Source organism: Thiomicrospira sp. (assembly GCF_036568485.1).
Classification (GTDB): domain Bacteria; phylum Pseudomonadota; class Gammaproteobacteria; order Thiomicrospirales; family Thiomicrospiraceae; genus Thiomicrospira.
On sequence record NZ_DATCSL010000064.1, the window covers coordinates 1 to 19,961 of the forward strand.

Below are 19,961 nucleotides of genomic sequence, written 5' to 3' on the forward strand. Positions count from 1 at the left end.
TGAGTTAGCGCGTCGTGCGGAGCTGTTTTATAACAAACTCAATAGCTTTATCGGCAGTTTACAAGGCGTCGGCAACCAATTGGATAAAGCCAAAGACAGCTACGAAAAAGCCTTTAGCCAACTTTATTCTGGGCGCGGAAATTTAATCAAACAAGCCGCCGAATTTAAAGATTTGGGTGTGATGGTACAAAAAGAATTACCCGAAGAATTGGTCGAAAAAGCCAAACTAGAGTTGGTAGACGATGTACCTAAGTCTTTAGAATCTAACTAGTCGGTGAGCTTTACCTTTACACCTAAACGATAAACCACGCGGTTTAAGCAATCTGAATTGTTGGTTCAATTTATTGTAAAATGCGCGTTAATTTTAATTGCACCAGGCCTGGTTGTGTTTCTAAAGGAAACGGAGTACCAGGCCTGGTTGTTTTGACCGTGAGAACTTTATGAGTAAACATCAACCCACCGTGGGCGTCGTTAGTTTAGGTTGCCCAAAAGCCACTGTTGATTCGGAACGCATTCTGACCCAGTTGCGTACCGAAGGCTATCATTTGTCGAATTCGTATGAAGATGCGGATACCGTGATTGTAAACACCTGTGGTTTTATTGATTCGGCGGTGCAAGAGTCTCTGGATGCAATTGGTGAGGCTTTGCGCGAAAACGGTAAGGTGATTGTAACCGGCTGTTTGGGTGCGCGGGATGAAGAGATTTTAAGTCGTTATCCGCAAGTATTATCGGTCTCTGGCCCGCAGGCTTACGAAACCGTATTAAATGCGGTACACGACGTGGTCGCCCCACCGGAACATAACCCTTATGTCGATTTAGTGCCGCCGCAAGGCGTTAAACTCACGCCACGTCACTTTGCCTATTTAAAGATTTCGGAAGGCTGTAACCACCGTTGTTCTTTCTGCATTATTCCATCGATGCGTGGCGATTTAGTGAGTCGTCCGGTGAGTGAAGTGCTCGACGAAGCTAAGCGTTTGGTTGAAGCGGGCGTGCAAGAGTTATTGGTGATTTCACAAGACACCGCCGCTTATGGTGTGGATGTGAAGCATAAACTGGATTTTTGGAACGGTCAGCCGGTAAAAACTTCGATGACTGGCTTGGTCAAAGCGCTCGGCGATATGGGCGTTTGGGTGCGTTTGCATTATGTGTATCCTTATCCGAATGTGGAAGAAGTGATTCCGTTAATGGCCGAAGGCAAGGTATTGCCTTATTTGGATATGCCATTGCAACATGCTGACAAACGTGTGCTGAAGGCCATGCGCCGCCCGGGCAATATTGACCGCCAGTTAGAACGTATTCGTCAATGGCGTGAACAAGTACCGGATTTAACCTTGCGCTCTACCTTTATTGTGGGTTTCCCTGGCGAAACGGAAGAAGAATTCCAGCGTTTGTTGGACTTCTTGGAAGAAGCGCAGCTAGATCGTGTGGGTTGCTTTCAATATTCGCCGGTGACCGGCGCGGCGGCTAACGAAATCGCTGAGCAAATTCCAGATGACATTAAACAAGATCGTTACGATCGTTTTATGCAAACTCAGCAAGCGATCAGTGCCAAAAAAATGCAGGCCAAAATTGGCAAACGCATGACGGTGTTGGTGGATGAAATCGACGAAGAGGGTGCGATTGCACGTTCAGCGGCGGATGCACCGGAAATAGACGGTATGGTGTTTATTCCCGAAGGTGAAGGACTGCAACCAGGCGATATGTTGGAAGTTGAAATTTTCGCGGCCGACGAATACGATTTATGGGCGCAACCGGTTTTAATTGAAGATTAATTGATTTACTCCAAGCTTGCATGAAAGGTTTGAAGTATCGAATAAATTTTATACGTTGGCCTATAAATAAAATGATGGCAAACCGGGTGATACAAGCCTATATCAGATGAATGTTTCCCCTATACTTATCTATGTTTTGGGTTGATTGGTTCTTAAATCAGTTAACTGAAGCTAAATATAAGACTAAAGGAGAAACAAACGATATGAGGCAGATTACGGTTTTAATGATAGGCTTAGGCCGCATTGGCGGCAAGTTTTACACTCAGTTTACAGGGTTGGATGAAAGTCGCGTTAAGATTATCGCGGTGAGTGAACCAAACTTGAGTAACCCTCTATTGGCGGATGCCGAAAAACGCGGGATTAAAAACTACCCAAGTTATGAAGAAGCCATCCGTGAATACGGCTCAAAAATTGATATTATCATGGACACCTCAAACCGTCCTGAATTGAAATTGGCCGTGCGTAAAATGCTGCAAGAGACCAATAACCAACATACGGTTTTAGTACCGATGGTCGTGGATTATTTAATGTGGTATCTCTTACCTGACGCGGAAGCGATTCCGCAGTCTCATCACTCAAATATCGGCTATTAAGTTTAATCTTAACGCCTATTTGCAGGATAGAAAAAAGCGCCTAACGGCGTTTTTTTGTTTTTGGCGGTTTGGAAAATTGAGTTTTGTTTCCACCAGGCCTGGTGCTTGTGATTGTTAGGCCGGAATCTCAGTTTGTTGAACCTGGATGAGGTGTTGCCATTGGGTAATATTGTCCGACATGGTTTGCTGACTTTTATTCGCCAGATAATGCAGACTCACCCAATGATGCCAGCTGTCATCGCCAGGCGGAGTAAGCTGTATAAAACGTGTTAGCGCCAAATCTATGTGTTCGAGCTGTTGATACAGGCTGGCTGATTGTGTGGCAATGCGTTCCATTTCTAATTTAGTCAAAATACCATGCAAAGCGGCGGCAAAGGCTGGCAAAGCGGCGGTAAATAACAGCAGCCAATTATCATGAATGTAAATATGCATCACCACGGCAATAAAGGTCAGTAAAAACTGCAGCTCGGCTAAGGCATGTAGGCGTTTGTGTCCGAGGTGTTTTTGATGATGGTGCATTTGGTGGTAACGCATTTGACTGCGCACGCCGGCTTGAATATGTTCCGCTAACTTATGATTGTGATAGGGCGGCGTATAAATTTTGTCATCATCGCAAGGCAAGCCGCTGACAATCAAATGGCGTTGTAATAACCATAGCTCGGCGCTGTTGAGCTGCAATTGGTTTTGCTGGTTAACCTGCCAAACCGGCTCTAAAAAGGCGCGGGGAATCGCCAAAGCTGGGTAACCCTTAATGCAATAGCGCATTTGTTCAGCGATAAAACGATGCCGAATCCATTTTTGGTGTAGTTGGATTTTACGCGCCCACCAAACTCGATAAATCACCATTGCAATTAAGGCTAATTCGACAAACGCGAGCCAATGCCATTGCCAAACTTCGGCACTGACCGCCACCAATACCGCTAAAGCCGAAAAGCCATAAAGTAGCCAAATGTTGCTTCGATGCAGACCTCCGGCTTGTTCGGCTAAGTTATTGTGATGAAAAAAAGCTTGGTTTAATCCAGCTTTAGGCTGGACTTCGTTTGGGGTTTTTGACCAAAGTTTTGGGCGGAGAGGTTTGACAAACTTGCGTTTGAAATCAGACCAAGCGCCTTTTTGGTCGCTATGCAATAAGCCGGTCATAACATCATGTAAATGGCCGGTGTCTCGAAACTCGGTGTGCTCATTGGTTTGCAAGAGTTCTCGCAACACCATGGCATTGGGGTTATGAACTTGAAGCGTCGGATCGAGTAACAACGTCATGTAACCACTGATGGGTGTTTGGTCAAGTTGGCGAAACGACTTAAAACAAGCGACTAAACTTTCCGACGAATAGTTGCTGGCTTTTAATAATGCGAGCGTGGCGTCATCTAGGCGTTCTAATTCTAGCCAGTGCATTTGGCCGTCCGGGCTTAACCAAATCACCGGTTTGCGACTTTGCGCGGCACGACCAATTAATTGTAAATGTTCATATTGAGCTGTTTCGTTACAGCGACTATCCCAGTAGATGATTAATAAATCAGCAAAATTGAGCGCAATATCATTGCGTTCTTTGCTGGGTTCAGGGGTTAAGTTGGGCTCGGTTTTGTCACGCCCCAGTGAGATAATTTTGTGGATTGAATCGCCTTCAACCAAATCATCAAGGCCATCTGTTTGGCTGATTTTATGAGTCAAAAAGAGTTGGATTTGCCAGTTAAGGGTTTGTGCTTTTTTTACACAGATTTGCTCAATATCCGACTCAAATCCGCTCAGTAAGCGAATAGTTGAATCGTATGGCAGAGTTTGTTGCAGTTGTTCAAGTAGATTCGAACCGATTTTTGTTAAGTCTGGTGCTGTCTGAGAGCAGGTGTGACCTGTGACCATGATGCTAATCAGACGCTGAGAGTTTAGGTGGGATGTCATCGGTTCTGTTTGATTTCTATTTTGATTTTTTAGTAGGCGTCAGTTTACTTGAGAGATTGTTTTAATATCAATAAGTTTGCAACTTAAACTCAATTCTAATCGAGGGTTTGGTTTGAGTTAATAAAAATTTTATAGCTAAATTGATTGGTTTCATGAGGGCTTATTTGAGATACTTATACCCATATTAATATGGTTCAGGATCTGGTGAAGTCGAATTCGACTTGGATTGAGCCTTTTACACGTAATTTAGTTGGTGAGTGGAGTTTGAATAGATGAAAAAGATAATGCTATGGATGATGAGTGTCATGATGGCGGCCAACGTGAGCTTGGTGAATGCCGAATCCATCAAGTTGTCTCAGCAGGTGTTTGAAGATCAACATGCCGAAAACTTAAGCCTGTCGGTCACCACACAATGGCTTATTTTGTCGCACGATAAGCAAGGTGGGGAATGGGTTCGAGACGCCTTAACAGAACTAAATATAGATAACCTAGAAGCCCGCGGTGGTTTATATGTGGCCGATGTATCAGGTATGCCGGCGATTATTACCAAATGGTTTGCCTTGCCCAAAATGCAGCAGTATCCGTTTCGGATCGCATTAGATACCAGTGGTGAATTGACCGCCGACTGGCCGAGGCAAGAAGCCACTGTCACCTTAATTCGTTTAAATGGTTTGGAAGTCATTGAACAGGTAAAGGCCAATAATCCTGAGCAGGTGAAAGCCTTTTTGGCGGCTTTTTAAACTCGTTTAACCGCTGTTATGAGTATTTGCCAGAGTTTTAACCCGATAGAACCCGCTTATATGCGGGTTTTGATTTTAGGTTCAATGCCAGGTCGGGCGTCGTTAGACGTGCAAGCCTATTATGCGCATCTGCGAAATGGTTTTTGGCCGATTATGGCGGAGTTATTGCAGCGAGATTGGCCACATAATTTTGCACAACGTTATCAGAATTTACAGCAGCATCATATTGGTTTGTGGGATGTGTTGGCCGAATGCGAACGCCCCGGCAGTTTAGATTCAGCGATTCGCTCGCAAACGATTCAAATCAACGATATACCAGGCCTGGTGCTTCGGCATCCGGAATGCCAAGCGATTGCGTTAAATGGCAATAAGGCGGCTGACTTATTTAAACGCCATGTGCTTAAACCCCATCCGGCGGTTTTTGATTCCATTCAAATTTTGGCCTTACCTTCAACTAGTCCTGCGCATGCGAGTATGAGTTTGCAAGATAAAACCACAGTCTGGCGCGACAAAATAGTGAATTTCCTATAAAATAGGTAGGTTATAGAATTAGGGAAAAATGACATGACTTTTAAGTCCGAACTCTTGTCGCCTGCCGGCACAATGAAAAACATGGAATACGCGTTTGCTTATGGGGCCGATGCCGTCTATGCGGGTCAGCCGCGTTATAGCTTGCGTGTGCGTAATAATGAATTTGATTTAGAAAACCTGGCCAAAGGTATTGCGCGTGCGCATGAGTTAGGCAAAAAGTTTTATGTTGTTACCAATATTGCAGCGCATAACTCTAAGTTAAAAACCTTTCTAAAAGACATCGAGCCGGTGATCAATATGAAACCGGATGCGTTGATTATGTCCGATCCAGGCATGATCATGATGGTGCGAGAAAATTTTCCGCAACAAGAAATTCATTTATCCGTGCAATCCAATGCGGTCAACTGGGCGACGGTTAAGTTTTGGTATGACCAAGGCGTGACGCGTGTGGTGTTATCACGCGAATTATCGGTGAACGAAATTGCTGAAATTCGTGAAATGGTGCCGGGTATGGAGTTGGAAGTGTTTGTACACGGCGCCTTATGTATCGCTTATTCTGGCCGTTGTTTGTTGTCTGGTTATATCAACAAACGCGATGCTAACCAAGGTACCTGCACTAATGCCTGCCGTTGGAATTACAACACTTACGAAGGCAAAGAAGATGTGGCGGGGGATGTAGTTGGCATAGAGCGCGTCACCGATTTAACTGGCACCACCAGTTTGCCTGCGCCTGAAGTTAGCCGAGTTGAACCGACTTTGGGTGAGGGTGAAACTACCGATCGTGTTTGGTTGTTGGAGGAACAGGGTCGTCCGGGTGAATTAATGCCCGCCTTTGAGGATGAGCACGGCACTTATATCATGAACTCGAAAGACTTACGTGCGGTCGAATTGATTCCGGAATTAGTGCAAATGGGTGTGCATTCGTTAAAAATTGAAGGCCGAACCAAATCACATTATTACGTGGCGCGCACCGCGCAAGTCTATCGTAAAGCGATTGATGATGCCGCCGAAGGCAAACCGTTTGATCCAGGCTTATTGTTGCAGTTAGATGGCTTAGCCAGTCGTGGTTACACCGAAGGCTTTTTGCGTCGCCATGTGCACTCCGAATATCAAAACTACGACTACGGGGTGTCTAAATCCGATAGCCAACGTTTCGTCGGCGAAGTAATTAATGTCTCGGATGAGACATTAGAAATTGACGTTAAAAATAAGTTCTGCGTGGGCGATTCGATCGAAATAATGACCCCTGCGGGGAATGTGACGATGGTGTTGGATCAGATGAAAGATAAACACGATAAGCCAATAGACGCCGCTTTAGGTTCGGGTTGGATCGCGCGTATTCCTAACCCATTTAAAGGTTTATCGGCGGATGTGTTAAAGTTTGGCCTCATCATGCGTAATGAATCCTGGGGTGGCGACACCAAACGCGATTCAGCCGCCAAGTCTGACAATGTATCGGTTAGTGTGGGGGCATAACGCTCTATGGCGTTAAAGATTCTGTCGGGTTGCATTAATTGCGATATGTGTGAGCCGGAATGCCCAAACACCGCGATTTCTATGGGTGAAAAAGTTTATGAGATCAATCCGGACTTATGCACCGAGTGTGTTGGGTTTTACGACAAACCGACCTGCTTAAGTGTGTGTCCGATTGATGTGATTATTACCGACCCAGAGCATGTTGAAACCAAGACGGACTTAATGGAAAAGTTCAAACAGTTGGTGAAAACCAACCAAATATAAGTAAAAGGAGCTCAGATGTCACAATCGATTCCGCAACTCGAACTGATCAGTTTTAAACTTTGTCCATTTGTACAGCGTGCGGTTATTACGCTGTTGCACAAAAATGTTGATTTTAAAATCACCTATATTGACCTGCAAAACCCGCCGTCATGGTTTTTAGAGATTTCTCCGTTGGGGAAAGTGCCGGTTGTCAAAGTGGACGACTCGGAAGTGTTATTTGAATCTTCAGTGATTCAAGAATATGTCGATGAAATCACGCCGCCGTCTTTGCACCCGACGGACCCGTTAATCAAAGCTAAAAACCGCGCCTGGATGGCGTTTGGTGGCGAGTTAATGGGCATGGAAGGCTTGCACGGCATTATCCATGAAAAAGATGCGGCGGCTTGTCAGAAAAAAATTGATGGCTTGCAAGCCTTGCTGAAACGTCTAGAAGCCGTTCATTCGGGGCAGGATTACTTTAACGGCGCTGAATTCAAATTGATTGATGCCGCATTTGCACCGATGTTAATGCGTTTAGATTTACTTAAAACTCATTGTGATTTAGATGTGCTGGATGGTTTACCGGTATTACAAAACTGGCAAAAGGTGTTGTTAAACTTGCCTTGCGTAAAAGACTCAGTGGTGCCGGAGTTATCGACCATGTATCGCGGCATGATTAAGCATTTTGATGGCCATATGGCGAGTCGTTTAGTTGACTAACTATTCATACTTGTTATCCAGGTTTGAAATAGAAACCCGCCTTAAAAGCGGGTTTTTTGTTAGTCTAGTTAGGCTGAACGTGAAAGGAGAAGTAAAATGACAAGATGGCTCAAGATTTTATTAGTGAGCTTAGTATCTTTCAGTCAGGCTTGGGCTTTATCTAACTACAGTTTGCACCCAGATGTAGAGCGCATTTTAATGCAAATGTCGCCACCAGCCGGGGTGGTGATTGAAGTAGAAAGTTTGTCGCCCGATGCGATGTCAGAGCATAGCCAGTTGATTCAGACTCAAGTGGATGCATTAAAGCAACGGTATGCCGATTTGGATGTGGTGATTGTTAGCCATGGACGCGAATTGGTTGAATTTACCAAGCCAGAATCCAGCGCGGCACCGAGTGATGTATTGCAAACCTTTGAAACCATGACCAAGGTGCAGGGGGTTACGGTGCATGTTTGTGGTGTCGTCGCCGGGTGGCAAGGGAAAACGGATCAAGACTTTGTTGATTTCGTGGATGTATCGGCTTCCGGTGAAGCCCAAATAAACGACTACAAAGCCCTTGGTTATGATGTGGTTGTGATTGAGCGCCTAAGTGACAAAGAGCGCCAGCAGTTAAATTCGCAACAATAAAAAATAGATGGAAGGAAAGCCTATTTATGCCCGTTATAAAGAAAAGTGAATCACGCAGTAACGAAATAAGACAAATTGAAACAATTTTAGAGAGTTTAAGCCCCGAACAAGAAAAGATTAAACGCCTAGCGTTAGGCGATTTGAAGCGCCTGCAATCCGCAGAAAGAGCCGAGCAGAACGCGACCAAAGTATTAGGCAGTCTTTTTCGAGATCAAGCTGACGCTATTTTACTCAGTGGTTTACGCTTTGAGCGAGACGGACAGGTCGCGCAAGTTGATCATTTAGCGATCAACCAGCATGGTGTGGTGAGTTTATTTGAAACCAAACACTTCTCTTCGGGCATTAAACTCGATTCAAAAGGGCGCTTTTGGCGTTGGGATCGGTTTAAGAAACGTTATATTGAAATTGCGTCACCGTTTAATTTATCCAAGCTAAACCAACCGGTCGTTAAACAGGTGTTAGCGGAACTGGGAATGCGTAATCCGGCCTTCCGTCATTTTGTGGTAGTGGACTATAAAGCTAAATTGATTAAACCTAAAAAAGGTTATGACAATCTTTGTCGTCCGGACCAGGTTCAGCAAACGTTAATGAGCCAAACTAACGGCGGCGGACTCTTCTCAATATATAAGCGTCTAACTGGCTGGTTAGGGTGTCGTTCAATTGATCAATCTGCATTGCTTACGTTGGGTGACGATCTACAAGATCAAAACGCGCCGATTGAAGTCGATTACTGGGCCAAGTATGGTTTAACACCAACCAAAGATCAGATCGCAAAGGCGGCGACGCAAGCGCCCACTCAATCATCGCATCAGGCGGATGACAATGGCGATAAACCAGAACGCTTAGAGCGTTTAACCATGCCAAAGTTGGCACGTGCCTTGAACATCAGCCCTGCGGAAATGGAAACGCGTTTGATTGAACAGGGCTTTATGGAAAAACGCGGGGAAAAAACCTTTGTCACAGACCAGGGTAAAGCCGCGGGTATTCAGTTTAGAAAAGGCCGTCGTGGTTTCTTTTTCTTGTTACCGGCGACCTTAGTTAACGAGCCGAGCTTGCAAGACTAATTAAGCCTATCTCAGCCCCTCCAGCGCATGTAATCTAGTAATGCGGTGGCGGAGTTTCTTCGCTAAGGGGTTTGATTGGCTCTTCTCTTAGCGATTTCAAATACTCCCCTAGCAAACTTAATTTACGTTCTAAAGATTGGATCGACTGTTGCTGGTAAGCACTGGTTTTCTCAAGCGATTCCAAAGTGTTTTCTTGGTAGGCTAGTTTAAATTCCAATTCCGCTATGCGTTCTTGTAAAGCCACCAGGCCTGGTTGTTCTGATGTGGTCACATCTTTTCCTTTTAATTCTTTAAAGCTTTGGCCAAACTGGTTTTGCATCGCTGTTTTGACGGCGCAACACCACACGATCTTTTGGAATCGAATCCAGTTCAATGTGGGTTTGGATTAGTTCATCGCGACGGAAAAAATGGCAGTCTAGTTTGCTACCCACTTGTTGGCGCGCCAGAATTTTTTCCAATGTCGCCACATTCGGGGTTCTTAAACCATTTAACGCAATGATCTCGTCATTGGCGGCTAAGCCAGCCAAATGTGCCGGTCGTTGTTGCCAAACATGGCTGAGTTTAACGCTTTGGTGTTCGGTATTGCTTAAGTTCGCTCCTAGGCTGAAATAGGGCGTGGTGCTGTCGGTTTCGCCGCCTAGGTCGGTAGCGGAAGTGGCGGCACGTAATTTAAAGTCGATACCGACTTCGGCAAACCATTGCTCAAACGGCAAATCTTCCGTACCACGTAAGTAGCGATCAAAGAAATCATTTAAATCTACGCCAGCCACTTCAGAAGCCAAACGTTCGATTTCGCCTTCTTTTAAGCCAATCTGCGGTTGGCCGTATTCATGCCAAAGTCGGATCAGTAGGTTGTCTAAACATTTTTGGTTTTGGGTCGCTTGACGGATTTTAAAGTCTAATCCAAACGCAATCAGCGAACCTTTGGTGTAGTAGCTGATAATCGCGTTGGGCGCGTTTTCGTCTTGTTGATAAAACTTCGTCCAACTATGAAAACTCGATTCCGATACGCTTTGTTTAAAACGCCCCGGCATGCGATAGACGGTGGTCATCTGACGCGCGAGTTGTCTTAAGTACAACTTATCGTCCACCAGGCCTGCTTTGTACAAAAACAGCAAATCATAAACCGAGGTCGCGCCTTCAAACCACCAAAGCTGTTCGGTATAAGCCGGTTGGCTTAAATCCGGTGTTTGGAATTGGGCCGGCATAATACGTTTGACGTTCCAAGAATGGAAATACTCGTGCGAACATAACTCTAAAAATTGTAAATATTCATCGCTCGCTTTTTCCATGCCGACATAAGGCAAGCTTTCACGCGAGCACACCAAAGCGGTGGAATGACGATGCTCTAAACCGCCATAACCATCGCCCACCACCATGACCATAAACACATAATGTGGAAAGGGCGCAGGTTTGCCAAAAAAGTGCAGTTGGGTTTGGCAGATTTTTTGTAAGTCTTGGGTTAAACGTTCTAGGTCGCAATCATGCTGGCCGGTTAAGACCACTTGGTGTTTAATGCCTTCCGCAACAAAATCAGCTTGGGTGTGTGCGCCGATTTCCACTGGATGATCAATGAGTTCATCGTAATCCGCCGCCAAATAACGCCCAAAACCCTGCGCATCCACTTTAACAGTTTGCATTGATGTGGCCACACACCAGGCCTGGTTGCGAGTGAAATCATTAGCTTCGATATCCAAACTCACCGTTTTACCACGCTGACCTTCCGCCATTAAGAAGGTGCTGGTGCCGTTAAAAAAAGCATGGGTTTGATCGAAATGTGCGCCGCGCACCGACAAATCCCAGGCATAAACTTGATATTTGACTCGCAACGGTTCATCACAAGACTGAATTTCCCAATGGGACTTATCCAACGAAGTCATCATTAACGGCTGGCCATCTAAGGTTTCAGCACGCAATCCAATCAAATGCTTGGCAAAGTCACGAATCATATAGCTGCCTGGAATCCAGCTCGGCAAACTCACCACTTGGCCAGCCAAGTCTGGATGGGTTATTTCCATACATACGTCAAATAGGTGTGCGTGCGGATCAGCGAGCGTAATCGTGTAATGAATGGCTTGTTGTTGCATAAGCGTAAAATCCTTTGTCGGTTGACGTGTTTAAGCTTTGGGGGGCACGCAAAGTTGTTTGTTTTTAATCACCGTCAGGGTTTTTAGCGTAAGGTGAAAAATAAGTCCGGTTAACAGTGCGATAAACAAGGCGGATAAATAGCCAAACCCCACATTTGCGGTCAGATCATACATTAAAAAACTAGCGTTGGTGATCGCCGCTAATGGGAAGGTATAAGCCCACCAAGAAATGGCAAACGGCACGCTTAAAAAGCGTTTGCCTTGCGCAAACAATAAAATCGTAATAAACAGACCGGCGTAATACAAGACATGCGCAAAGTTATCTAGATAATAGTCGTTAAGCGCCATGTAAGACAAAAATCCCATCGCCGGTGGTGCGATAAAGATAAACAAAGTTGGAATGAGTTGCGGCTGTAAAAATGGATGAAAAATTAAGCGATACAGCACAATCGCTTTTAGCACTAACCAAAAGGTGATGCCGATACTGAAGAAAAACCAGCCTAGTTCCATATAACCAAATTGAGCGGCGCCTAAAGGTGCAACAATATTGCCCACCACCGGAATAAACCAGGCTGGCGTGGCGTGCACAATTTCCCATCGATCGTGATGAATCCAGTTGTTAATAATGACAATAGTTAAAATAAGCTGCGCACCCGCGCCAATCAGCCATAGCACTTCAGCGAATTGTGGCGTGAAAGTTTTTAATAAGACTGAAATCAACAATAAACTGATGCTGATGGTGGGAAAAAAATGTAGGGCGATAGGGTGATTAAACTCATTTTTAACCGCGTCGAAATGTTTAATAAGTTTTAAACCATAGGTTGAAACCATTAAACCAAAAAATATCAGAGTGATGACTAATAAAGACTGGTAAACCAGGGCGGTTAAGCCTAAAAAATCGTGGGCCGCATAAAAACTTAGGGTTAAGCCACTCCAACCCATAATGGAGCCAAATATGGCGACTGGAAATAAGGCTAATCGTGATGGCATGATAGATCCTAATAGTTAAAAACTAAAACCCTTATTTTAAGGGTTTTGACTATAATTAGACAGAAAGAAACCACCTTTAGAGTGAAATTGTTTAAACAAGCGCATCAGCGTTTTAATCAACAGGGTCAGCCGTATGATAGTTGAACAGTGGGTTGTGTATTTAGGTTTAGAGCATCCGGTTTTACAAGCCTTGTTCTATCCTGCATTAGCCTTTTTAGGCGCGTTATTACTCAATCTTTTGATTGTTTTAGGCCCAAAACGCTGGGCGCAAAACCGCAAGCGAGATGTTTTGAGTTATTTGCTAACGCATGTTCGCCTACCTTTAACGGTTTCGGTTGTGTTTATTGCCATCAGCGCCATATTGAGTTTGAAGTTTGGCTTGCAAGATACCCATCTACTCTATATCAATCGAGTCTTAACCAGTATAAATATCTTGGTTTGGGGGCAGTTTGTTTATCGCGGTTCGCAATTTGCGCTTAGATACAACAGTCAGCGCCAGTTAAGCGGGTCTTTTATCAAGCCGCAAACCTTGCCTTTGCTGGATAATTTGTCAGCCATCTTGATCGTGTTGGTCATTTTGTATCTGATTTTTATTACCTGGAATATAAATATGACCGCTTGGTTGGCTTCTGCCGGGGTCATCGGTATTGCGGTAGGTTTTGCGGCTAAAGACACGATTGCCAATATTTTATCCGGTGTGTTCATTATGGCGGATTCGCCTTATAAAATTGGCGACTACATTGTGATTGATGGCACAGATCGCGGCAAAGTAACGCAAATAGGTTTGCGTTCAACACGCTTATTAACACGTGATGATGTCGAGATAAATATTCCCAACTCGATCATTGCGAATGGCAAAGTGGTTAACCAGTCTTCTGGTCGATTTGTAAGTATGCGCATGTATGCTAATGTGAGTGTGGCCTACGATTCGGATATCGATCAAGTTCGAGAAATTTTACTGGATATTGCGCACAAAGAACCTTTGGTGCAATCCGATCCTGAGCCACTGGTTCGGTTTTTAAACTTTGGTGCTTCCGGATTAGATTTTTCATTAAGAGTTTGGATTGGTGACCCCGAAATTCGAACCCGAGTGTTAGATAGCTTAAATGTTCAGATATTCAAACGTTTTGCGAAAGCCAAGATTGAAATTCCTTACAGTAAACATGACCTATATATTAAATCCATGCCAAAGTCTTTAGATGAATTGGATTAGGCGATTTGATCGATCACCAGGCCTGGTGGTTTAACCTAGACAGCGCCGGATTAATCAGGCAAAATCGGGGCTTTTAAAAATAAGCGACTCGATAAGCCTATGCAATTACAGCTCGAAGAATTACAGGCCTTGCCTGTATTCGGTATTGCCGGTAATTTTGCCGATCATTTAAATCAAGCGGGTGAAGCGTCTGATTTTGTTCATGTTAAAACTGAAGATCAACTTGCACCGAAAGGCATTTTCCCGATTTATATTCCCGGCGATGCCTCGTTTTTAGGTGTCTATCCACTTTGTAATCTGGCGATTCGTGCGGATTTTTCGCAGCCGATTAAGTTACAAGCTGAACCTGAAATATCGGTATTGTTTGAACTCGATTATGAAGCTAACCAAGTGAGTCGAGCTCGTGCACGGGCTTTCAGCGCCTTTAATGATTGTTCGTTGCGTTGGCCTGCGGCCAAAATTAGTCAGAAGAAAAATTGGGGCGCGGCTTGCACGGGGCTGTCCGATCAGTGGTTAGAGATTGACCAATTTAGCTCCGGCGGGGTGCTGGATCATTATCACCTTTGTTGCTTTATCAAACGCGATAATCAAGTTTATGAATATGGCATCGATAGTCCGGCGATTAGTTATAGTTATTTTTATCAAAAGCTGGCGGACTGGGTTGTTCAAACCCTTAACCAACAAAAAGATGAGGGGCCGCTTGAAGATCTTCCGATTTTATTAGCCCAAATGAATTACCCAAAACAAATCATTATTACGCTGGGTGCGACCCGTTATACCGAGTTTGGTGAAAGTCATTATTTAGAGCCGGGCGATAAAGTGGGTGTATTTGTCTATAACCCGCAACAGATAACACTTGGTCAGATTAAACAGCGCTTTGCACAAGACGAAGATTTTGCAGACTTTCTAGGCTCCGCATTAGTGCAATCGATTGAAGCCAGTTAAAAGTCCACTCGCTAGATTTTAAGCACCAGGCCTGGTAGTTTTATTGGCCTTGATTGGCTTCTTGTTTTAATTGCGTTTTTGACCAGCATTCTGGGTTCGCGGTTTGCCAGTAATAACGCCAATCTTCTGGCACGCTGCTTTCATTTAACAACGCACCTTTGCGCATTACCGGATAAATTTCGGCCAGGCTTTTCACCTGGGTTTCGCTAATGCGCCGAAAAATATCGTGCGCGCTAATATCTTGGGTGCGACTTAAGCCTGCTGCGACCATGATTTTACGAAAGTGAAACACTAGCGAACTTTGATAGTTGGCAACTCGTTGTGATTTGTTGGTGACATCGAGTGCTCTGGATCGCTTGAGGTTCTGCGTGGTAATGCCGGTTGGGCATTTATCGGTGTTGCAGTTGAGTGATTGAATACAGCCTAAGGCGAACATCATCCCGCGCCCCGAATTAATGCAATCCGCTCCCATGGCCAATGAACGATACAAATGAAAAGCCGAAAACAATTTGCCCGACGCCACCACGCGAATCTGTTCACGCAAGCCACAGCCGACTAAACACGAATGCACCAGATGCAAGGCTTCGCGTAATGGTGTGCCCATTGAATTAGAAAACTCAATGGGCGCGGCCCCTGTGCCGCCTTCGCCACCATCCACTGTAATAAAATCAGGCACAATTTCGGTTGTTAACATCGCCTTGCAAATAGCCAAAAATTCCTGAGGCCGACCCACCGCCAATTTAAAACCGACCGGTTTGCCTGAGATTTGGCGCAGTTCGTCAATAAACTGTAGCAATTCAATCGGATTACGAAACGCCGTATGATCGGGCGGGGAGACCACATCCTTGCCAATTTCGACACCACGAATTTGGGCAATTTCAGCCGTGACTTTGGCGGCGGGCAATAACCCGCCATGTCCGGGTTTGGCGCCTTGGGAAAGTTTAATTTCAATCATCTTCACCGCTTCATGCGCCGCATTTTGGGCGAAGAGTTCGCGACAAAATTGTCCATCCAAAGTGCGACAGCCAAAATAGGCGGTACCAATTTGCCAAATTAAATCGCCACCGTTTTCTAGGTGATAAGGGCTAATGCCGCCTTCGCCGGTATTGTGGGCGAAGTTGCCTAACTTGGCGCCTAAATTAAGCGCGCGCAAGGCGTTAGGGCTTAAAGCCCCAAAACTCAAAGCGGAAATATTCACTAAGGACGAACAATAGGGCTGAAGCGCGCGATTTTCACCAAACCAAACACGAGGTTCATCGGCCATCATCGGCGCAGGAAACATTGAATGATTGGTCCATTCATAACCCACACGGTTGGTGTCAAATGTAGTCCCAAACGGACGTGTATCTGATTGACCTTTGGCACGTTGATAGACCAGCGATCGAAACTCGCGACTTACTGGCATGCCGTTTGTGTCGTTTTCGACAAAATATTGCTGAATTTCCGGGCGAATACTTTCAAACACAAAACGCAAATGCCCAATCACCGGATAAAGCCGCAAAATGGTGTGTTGGGTTTGCCAGATATCATAAACCCCCAATAAAACCAGCGGCACAATCAGCAAAAACGCCCACCAAATCGGTGGCCAAATCAAACCAAGCAGTCCAACGATTAAGCTCAAGCTTAACGCAACGACAATAAAAGCGTCCTGCATGGTTCTCATAAATCGACTCCGTGTAACTAGGGCGTAAAAAAAGGATTAAGCACAACCTTAACCAAAATTAAGTAGAAATCCATATTAGAGCCTTAAGCCTGAAAATCAAGCGGGTTTTAAAAAAGACCTTATTCTTGTCAAACCTATCGGGATATACCTTAGCTTTTCTAATCACCAGGCCTGGTTGTTGTATAATTTGGTTTTCATTTTTCTAGTTTCAGGAGTCTGTTGTGATTCGTACTCGATTTGCGCCTAGCCCAACGGGTTATTTACATATTGGCGGTGTGCGCACTGCGTTATTTTCATGGTTATTTGCACGCAAAATGGGCGGCGAATTTATTTTACGAATCGAAGATACCGACTTAGAACGCTCAACCCAAGAATCTGTAAACGCCATTTTAGAAGGCATGGCCTGGTTGGGTCTGGATTACGACAAAGGTCCGTTTTACCAAACCCATCATTTCGATCGTTATAAAGAAGTGATTCAACAACTATTGGATCAAGGTGATGCCTATTATTGCTACGCCAGCAGCGAAGAGTTGGACGCGATGCGCGAACAACAGCGCGCAAACGGTGAAAAACCACGTTATGACGGGCGTTACCGTGACTTTAAAGGTGCCCCACCAGAAGGTGTCAAACCGGTCATTCGTTTTAAAAACCCACTAGATGGCGAAGTCGTGATCGACGATTTGGTGAAAGGCCAAGTGACGATCCGCAATAGCGAAATCGATGATTTGGTCATTGCGCGTTCCGATGGTACGCCTACCTACAACTTAACCGTTGTGGTAGACGACTGGGATATGGGTATTACTCATGTGATTCGTGGTGACGATCACCTAAACAATACGCCACGCCAAATTAATATCCTAAAGGCCTTGGGCGCGCCGATTCCTAAGTATTCGCATATTCCAATGGTGTTAGGCACCGACGGCGCGCGTTTATCCAAACGCCACGGCGCGGTCAGCGTGTTGCAATACAAAGAAGAGGGCTTTTTACCGGAAGCCTTGTTGAACTACTTGGTGCGTTTAGGTTGGTCACATGGTGATCAAGAAATCTTTACCATGGATCAAATGGTCGAAGCCTTCAGTTTAGAAGCGATTAACAACGCGCCATCCACCTTTAACGATGAAAAGTGTGAGTGGGTGAGCCAGCAACATATTCAAATGGCGACAGCCGAACATTTGGCGCGTCATTTATCCTTGTTTATGACCGAACGCGGGTGTGATTTAAGCCAAGGCCCGGCGTTAGAAAAAGTGGCAGATTTATTACGTGATCGCGCCAAAACCTTAATCGAGATGGCGGATAGCGCGCTGTATTTCTACCAAGATTTCAGCGAGTTTGAAGCCAATGCTGCCAAAAAACATTTACGCCCAGTTGCGGCCGAGCCTTTAGCATTGGTGATGAAAAAACTGCAAGATTTAACCGAATGGAAAGCCGAACCGATTCATCAAGTTATTCAAGCGGCCGCAGACGAACTTGAATTGGGTATGGGTAAGGTCGGTATGCCATTGCGTGTTGCGATCACCGGTGGCGGTCAATCGCCATCCATTGATGCCACCGCTGAACTTATCGGCAAAGAGCGCTGTTTAACACGCTTACAGATGGCGTTAGATTTCATCGCCGCACGTGCAGAAAGTTAATTAAAGCTAAGCTTGAATAAGTTAGCGATCCACCAGGCCTGGTTGTTTTTCAAATAACCGGGCCTTTTTTTGGTAAGCAAAACTCCAGCTTAATCTGGCCAAAGCCCGCCTTAGTTGTTCTACTCATGCTGTTAAGTTTGAAAGCTCGAATAAACGCTAACAAACCAACCGCACCATTTAAAACGGGTAGATTTTTATATTTTCGATGTGTATATTGAGGGTTTTATCATCTAACAAAGGACATCCTTATGACAAAAGTTCTAGTTGTTTACTACAGTATGTATGGTCACGTAGAAACTCTCGCAAATGCGATAGCAGAAGGCGCCAAGAGTATTGAGGGTGTTGAAGTGAGTGTTAAACGGGTAGCCGATTTAGTGCCGGAAGATGTGGCACGAAAAGCCGGCGCCAAGCTGGACCAAGCGGCTCCAATTGCGACCCCAGATGAATTGGCCGACTACGATGCCATTATCTTTGGTACACCAACCCGTTTTGGCAATATGTGTGCACAGATGCGTAACTTTCTAGACCAAACAGGTGGCCTATGGGCGGGTGGCAAATTGGTCGGCAAGGTCGGCAGTGTGTTTACCTCTACAGCCAGTCAACACGGCGGACAAGAAACCACGATCACTTCATTCCATACCACACTTTTACATCACGGCATGATCGTGGTCGGTATTCCCTATGCTTGCCAAGAGTTGACGAATATGAGTGAAATTAGCGGCGGCACACCTTATGGTGCAAGCACCTTAGCGGGAGCCGATGGCAGTCGTCAACCTTCTGAAAATGAACTTTCTATTGCACATTTTCAAGGCGCGCATGTGGCAAAAATAGCCAAGAAACAATCCGCGACATGATAATCACAGTCCTGATCACCGCCTCTTAACGGGGCGGGGGTTTACACTATGAAATCAACACAAAATCAAACCAACCCCAAGGATTATAATTGGCGACGCATTTTTGGTTCGTTTGAGGGACTGATTTTGGCGATTGGCATTTTGTCAGCGTTGCTGGGGTTAGGTTTGATTGGTGTGCTGGCGATTTGGTCGCCTGAGTTGTCGGGCATTATCGGCAGTATGGTGTTTTCAAACCTTATGCTTGGTCGATCGGTTTCATTGTTAATCGGTTATGCGGCTGGCCAAGGTCATTTGCTGGTGATAGGTGTGAACTTGTTAACGGAGACCATTTTGGTCTTGCTGTTTTTTCCGTTATTTGTGTTTAGTTTAAACAAACTACCATTGTTCCCTAAGTTGCAAACTCTTATTGAGCGCATACATCGTCAAGCCGAAAAACATCAAGATTGGGTGCGACGTTATGGTGTGATTGGCATCTTTTTGCTGGTGTTTTTTCCGTTTTGGATGACCGGTCCGGTGATTGGCTGTGCGCTTGGTTGTTTGATCGGTTTGCGACCCTTGCACAATTTGGTTACGGTTCTATCCGGTACTTTTCTTGCGATGTTGGCCTGGGCTTGGTTGCTATATGGCTTGCATACCCAAGCGACCCTGTTTGGTTCGTGGGGATTGCTGTTATTGTTCGGCGTTTTGCTAGGCATTGCGGTTGCAGGTTATTGGTTTAATATTCGACAAGCGCGCGTATCTGAACCCGACTAAAGTTATCGTTTTTGAAATAAAGCACCAGGCCTGGCACTAGTGTCCGGAATAATTTCTGATGCATCATAGCCAGGCCTCACAACAGCGACATCTGTAGTTTGTCATAGTGCTCTTTCTGTTGTTTTCGCCTGTAGTAGTCACTTACCTGGCTAGGACGCTC

General features: G+C 45.1%; 20 protein-coding genes. 15 read left to right on the plus strand and 5 right to left on the minus strand.

From position 1 onward, the window contains the following. The 3 genes from rmuC to VIM91_RS06900 all read left to right on the plus strand — a co-directional run. The coding region (gene rmuC, locus VIM91_RS06890; protein ID WP_331864083.1) for a DNA recombination protein RmuC at positions 1-271 on the plus strand (271 nt) is incomplete at its 5' end. Between the two features lie 169 nt (positions 272-440). Beyond that, positions 441-1,772 carry a 30S ribosomal protein S12 methylthiotransferase RimO gene (gene rimO / locus VIM91_RS06895; RefSeq protein ID WP_331864084.1) on the plus strand — a complete coding sequence of 444 codons (1,332 nt, stop codon included), beginning with the start codon at positions 441-443 and terminating at the stop codon, positions 1,770-1,772. Between the two features lie 203 nt (positions 1,773-1,975). Beyond that, positions 1,976-2,365, plus strand: coding sequence for a homoserine dehydrogenase (locus tag VIM91_RS06900; RefSeq protein WP_331864085.1), 390 nt, complete (start codon positions 1,976-1,978; stop codon positions 2,363-2,365). A gap of 114 nt (positions 2,366-2,479) precedes the next feature. On the opposite strand, the gene VIM91_RS06905 is transcribed toward VIM91_RS06900, so the two are convergent. Further along, complete coding sequence (locus VIM91_RS06905) at positions 2,480-4,264, minus strand: hypothetical protein (protein WP_331864086.1); 1,785 nt, start codon at positions 4,262-4,264, stop codon at positions 2,480-2,482. Positions 4,265-4,536: 272 nt separating this feature from the next. Here VIM91_RS06905 and VIM91_RS06910 point away from each other — a divergent pair, with 272 nt between their 5' ends. The 7 genes from VIM91_RS06910 to VIM91_RS06940 all read left to right on the plus strand — a co-directional run bounded on the left by VIM91_RS06910 (position 4,537) and on the right by VIM91_RS06940 (position 9,665). Beyond that, entirely contained in the window at positions 4,537-5,004 is a 468-nt protein-coding gene (locus VIM91_RS06910) for a hypothetical protein (protein WP_331864087.1), read from the plus strand. A gap of 18 nt (positions 5,005-5,022) precedes the next feature. Continuing rightward, positions 5,023-5,535 carry a DNA-deoxyinosine glycosylase gene (locus VIM91_RS06915; protein ID WP_331864088.1) on the plus strand — a complete coding sequence of 171 codons (513 nt, stop codon included), beginning with the start codon at positions 5,023-5,025 and terminating at the stop codon, positions 5,533-5,535. Positions 5,536-5,568: 33 nt separating this feature from the next. Next, positions 5,569-7,011, plus strand: a complete 1,443-nt coding sequence (gene yegQ / locus VIM91_RS06920; protein WP_331864089.1) for a tRNA 5-hydroxyuridine modification protein YegQ — start codon at positions 5,569-5,571, stop codon at positions 7,009-7,011. Positions 7,012-7,017: 6 nt separating this feature from the next. Then, positions 7,018-7,275: a YfhL family 4Fe-4S dicluster ferredoxin gene (locus tag VIM91_RS06925; RefSeq protein ID WP_331864090.1), complete on the plus strand. Its 258-nt coding sequence runs from the start codon at positions 7,018-7,020 to the stop codon at positions 7,273-7,275. A gap of 15 nt (positions 7,276-7,290) precedes the next feature. Then, positions 7,291-7,974, plus strand: a complete 684-nt coding sequence (locus tag VIM91_RS06930) for a glutathione S-transferase family protein (protein ID WP_331864091.1) — start codon at positions 7,291-7,293, stop codon at positions 7,972-7,974. A gap of 96 nt (positions 7,975-8,070) precedes the next feature. Next, positions 8,071-8,601 (plus strand): DsrE family protein, encoded by a 531-nt coding sequence (locus tag VIM91_RS06935; RefSeq protein ID WP_331864092.1) that lies wholly within the window; start codon positions 8,071-8,073, stop codon positions 8,599-8,601. Between the two features lie 26 nt (positions 8,602-8,627). Continuing rightward, positions 8,628-9,665: a nuclease-related domain-containing protein gene (locus VIM91_RS06940; protein ID WP_331864093.1), complete on the plus strand. Its 1,038-nt coding sequence runs from the start codon at positions 8,628-8,630 to the stop codon at positions 9,663-9,665. Between the two features lie 34 nt (positions 9,666-9,699). Here VIM91_RS06940 and VIM91_RS06945 read toward each other — a convergent pair whose 3' ends face one another. From VIM91_RS06945 to VIM91_RS06955, 3 genes are read right to left on the minus strand one after another with little or no spacing between them, the layout of a single operon-like run. Continuing rightward, complete coding sequence (locus VIM91_RS06945; RefSeq protein WP_331864094.1) at positions 9,700-9,936, minus strand: SlyX family protein; 237 nt, start codon at positions 9,934-9,936, stop codon at positions 9,700-9,702. 19 nt (positions 9,937-9,955) lie between these two features. Further along, positions 9,956-11,752, minus strand: a complete 1,797-nt coding sequence (locus tag VIM91_RS06950; RefSeq protein ID WP_331864095.1) for a M61 family metallopeptidase — start codon at positions 11,750-11,752, stop codon at positions 9,956-9,958. A gap of 30 nt (positions 11,753-11,782) precedes the next feature. Beyond that, on the minus strand, positions 11,783-12,742 hold the full coding sequence (locus VIM91_RS06955; RefSeq protein ID WP_331864096.1) for an SLAC1 anion channel family protein: 960 nt from the start codon (positions 12,740-12,742) through the stop codon (positions 11,783-11,785). A gap of 133 nt (positions 12,743-12,875) precedes the next feature. On the opposite strand from VIM91_RS06955, the gene VIM91_RS06960 reads away from it, so the two are divergent. Together VIM91_RS06960 and VIM91_RS06965 are read left to right on the plus strand one after the other, a co-directional pair. After that, a complete protein-coding gene (locus VIM91_RS06960; RefSeq protein ID WP_331864097.1) occupies positions 12,876-13,955 on the plus strand; it encodes a mechanosensitive ion channel family protein in 1,080 nt (359 codons plus the stop codon). A gap of 99 nt (positions 13,956-14,054) precedes the next feature. Continuing rightward, complete coding sequence (locus tag VIM91_RS06965) at positions 14,055-14,900, plus strand: DUF5718 family protein (RefSeq protein WP_331864098.1); 846 nt, start codon at positions 14,055-14,057, stop codon at positions 14,898-14,900. 40 nt (positions 14,901-14,940) lie between these two features. Here VIM91_RS06965 and VIM91_RS06970 read toward each other — a convergent pair whose 3' ends face one another. Further along, positions 14,941-16,563: an FMN-binding glutamate synthase family protein gene (locus VIM91_RS06970; protein WP_331864099.1), complete on the minus strand. Its 1,623-nt coding sequence runs from the start codon at positions 16,561-16,563 to the stop codon at positions 14,941-14,943. A 221-nt stretch (positions 16,564-16,784) separates the two neighbouring features. On the opposite strand from VIM91_RS06970, the gene gltX reads away from it, so the two are divergent. From gltX to VIM91_RS06985, 3 genes are all read left to right on the plus strand, one after another. After that, positions 16,785-18,194 carry a glutamate--tRNA ligase gene (gene gltX, locus VIM91_RS06975; protein WP_331864100.1) on the plus strand — a complete coding sequence of 470 codons (1,410 nt, stop codon included), beginning with the start codon at positions 16,785-16,787 and terminating at the stop codon, positions 18,192-18,194. Between the two features lie 248 nt (positions 18,195-18,442). Further along, positions 18,443-19,048, plus strand: coding sequence for an NAD(P)H:quinone oxidoreductase (gene wrbA / locus VIM91_RS06980; RefSeq protein ID WP_331864101.1), 606 nt, complete (start codon positions 18,443-18,445; stop codon positions 19,046-19,048). A 48-nt stretch (positions 19,049-19,096) separates the two neighbouring features. Further along, positions 19,097-19,801 (plus strand): small multi-drug export protein, encoded by a 705-nt coding sequence (locus VIM91_RS06985; protein ID WP_331864102.1) that lies wholly within the window; start codon positions 19,097-19,099, stop codon positions 19,799-19,801. Positions 19,802-19,961: the final 160 nt, after the last annotated feature.

Coding starts and splice junctions, on each gene's coding strand:
- rimO (WP_331864084.1), top strand. CDS start 441: ATGAGTAAACATCAACCCACCGTGGGCGTCGTTAGTTTAGGTTGCCCA.
- VIM91_RS06900 (WP_331864085.1), top strand. CDS start 1,976: ATGAGGCAGATTACGGTTTTAATGATAGGCTTAGGCCGCATTGGCGGC.
- VIM91_RS06905 (WP_331864086.1), bottom strand. CDS start 4,264: ATGACATCCCACCTAAACTCTCAGCGTCTGATTAGCATCATGGTCACA.
- VIM91_RS06910 (WP_331864087.1), top strand. CDS start 4,537: ATGAAAAAGATAATGCTATGGATGATGAGTGTCATGATGGCGGCCAAC.
- VIM91_RS06915 (WP_331864088.1), top strand. CDS start 5,023: ATGAGTATTTGCCAGAGTTTTAACCCGATAGAACCCGCTTATATGCGG.
- yegQ (WP_331864089.1), top strand. CDS start 5,569: ATGACTTTTAAGTCCGAACTCTTGTCGCCTGCCGGCACAATGAAAAAC.
- VIM91_RS06925 (WP_331864090.1), top strand. CDS start 7,018: ATGGCGTTAAAGATTCTGTCGGGTTGCATTAATTGCGATATGTGTGAG.
- VIM91_RS06930 (WP_331864091.1), top strand. CDS start 7,291: ATGTCACAATCGATTCCGCAACTCGAACTGATCAGTTTTAAACTTTGT.
- VIM91_RS06935 (WP_331864092.1), top strand. CDS start 8,071: ATGACAAGATGGCTCAAGATTTTATTAGTGAGCTTAGTATCTTTCAGT.
- VIM91_RS06940 (WP_331864093.1), top strand. CDS start 8,628: ATGCCCGTTATAAAGAAAAGTGAATCACGCAGTAACGAAATAAGACAA.
- VIM91_RS06950 (WP_331864095.1), bottom strand. CDS start 11,752: ATGCAACAACAAGCCATTCATTACACGATTACGCTCGCTGATCCGCAC.
- VIM91_RS06955 (WP_331864096.1), bottom strand. CDS start 12,742: ATGCCATCACGATTAGCCTTATTTCCAGTCGCCATATTTGGCTCCATT.
- VIM91_RS06960 (WP_331864097.1), top strand. CDS start 12,876: ATGATAGTTGAACAGTGGGTTGTGTATTTAGGTTTAGAGCATCCGGTT.
- VIM91_RS06965 (WP_331864098.1), top strand. CDS start 14,055: ATGCAATTACAGCTCGAAGAATTACAGGCCTTGCCTGTATTCGGTATT.
- VIM91_RS06970 (WP_331864099.1), bottom strand. CDS start 16,563: ATGAGAACCATGCAGGACGCTTTTATTGTCGTTGCGTTAAGCTTGAGC.
- wrbA (WP_331864101.1), top strand. CDS start 18,443: ATGACAAAAGTTCTAGTTGTTTACTACAGTATGTATGGTCACGTAGAA.
- VIM91_RS06985 (WP_331864102.1), top strand. CDS start 19,097: ATGAAATCAACACAAAATCAAACCAACCCCAAGGATTATAATTGGCGA.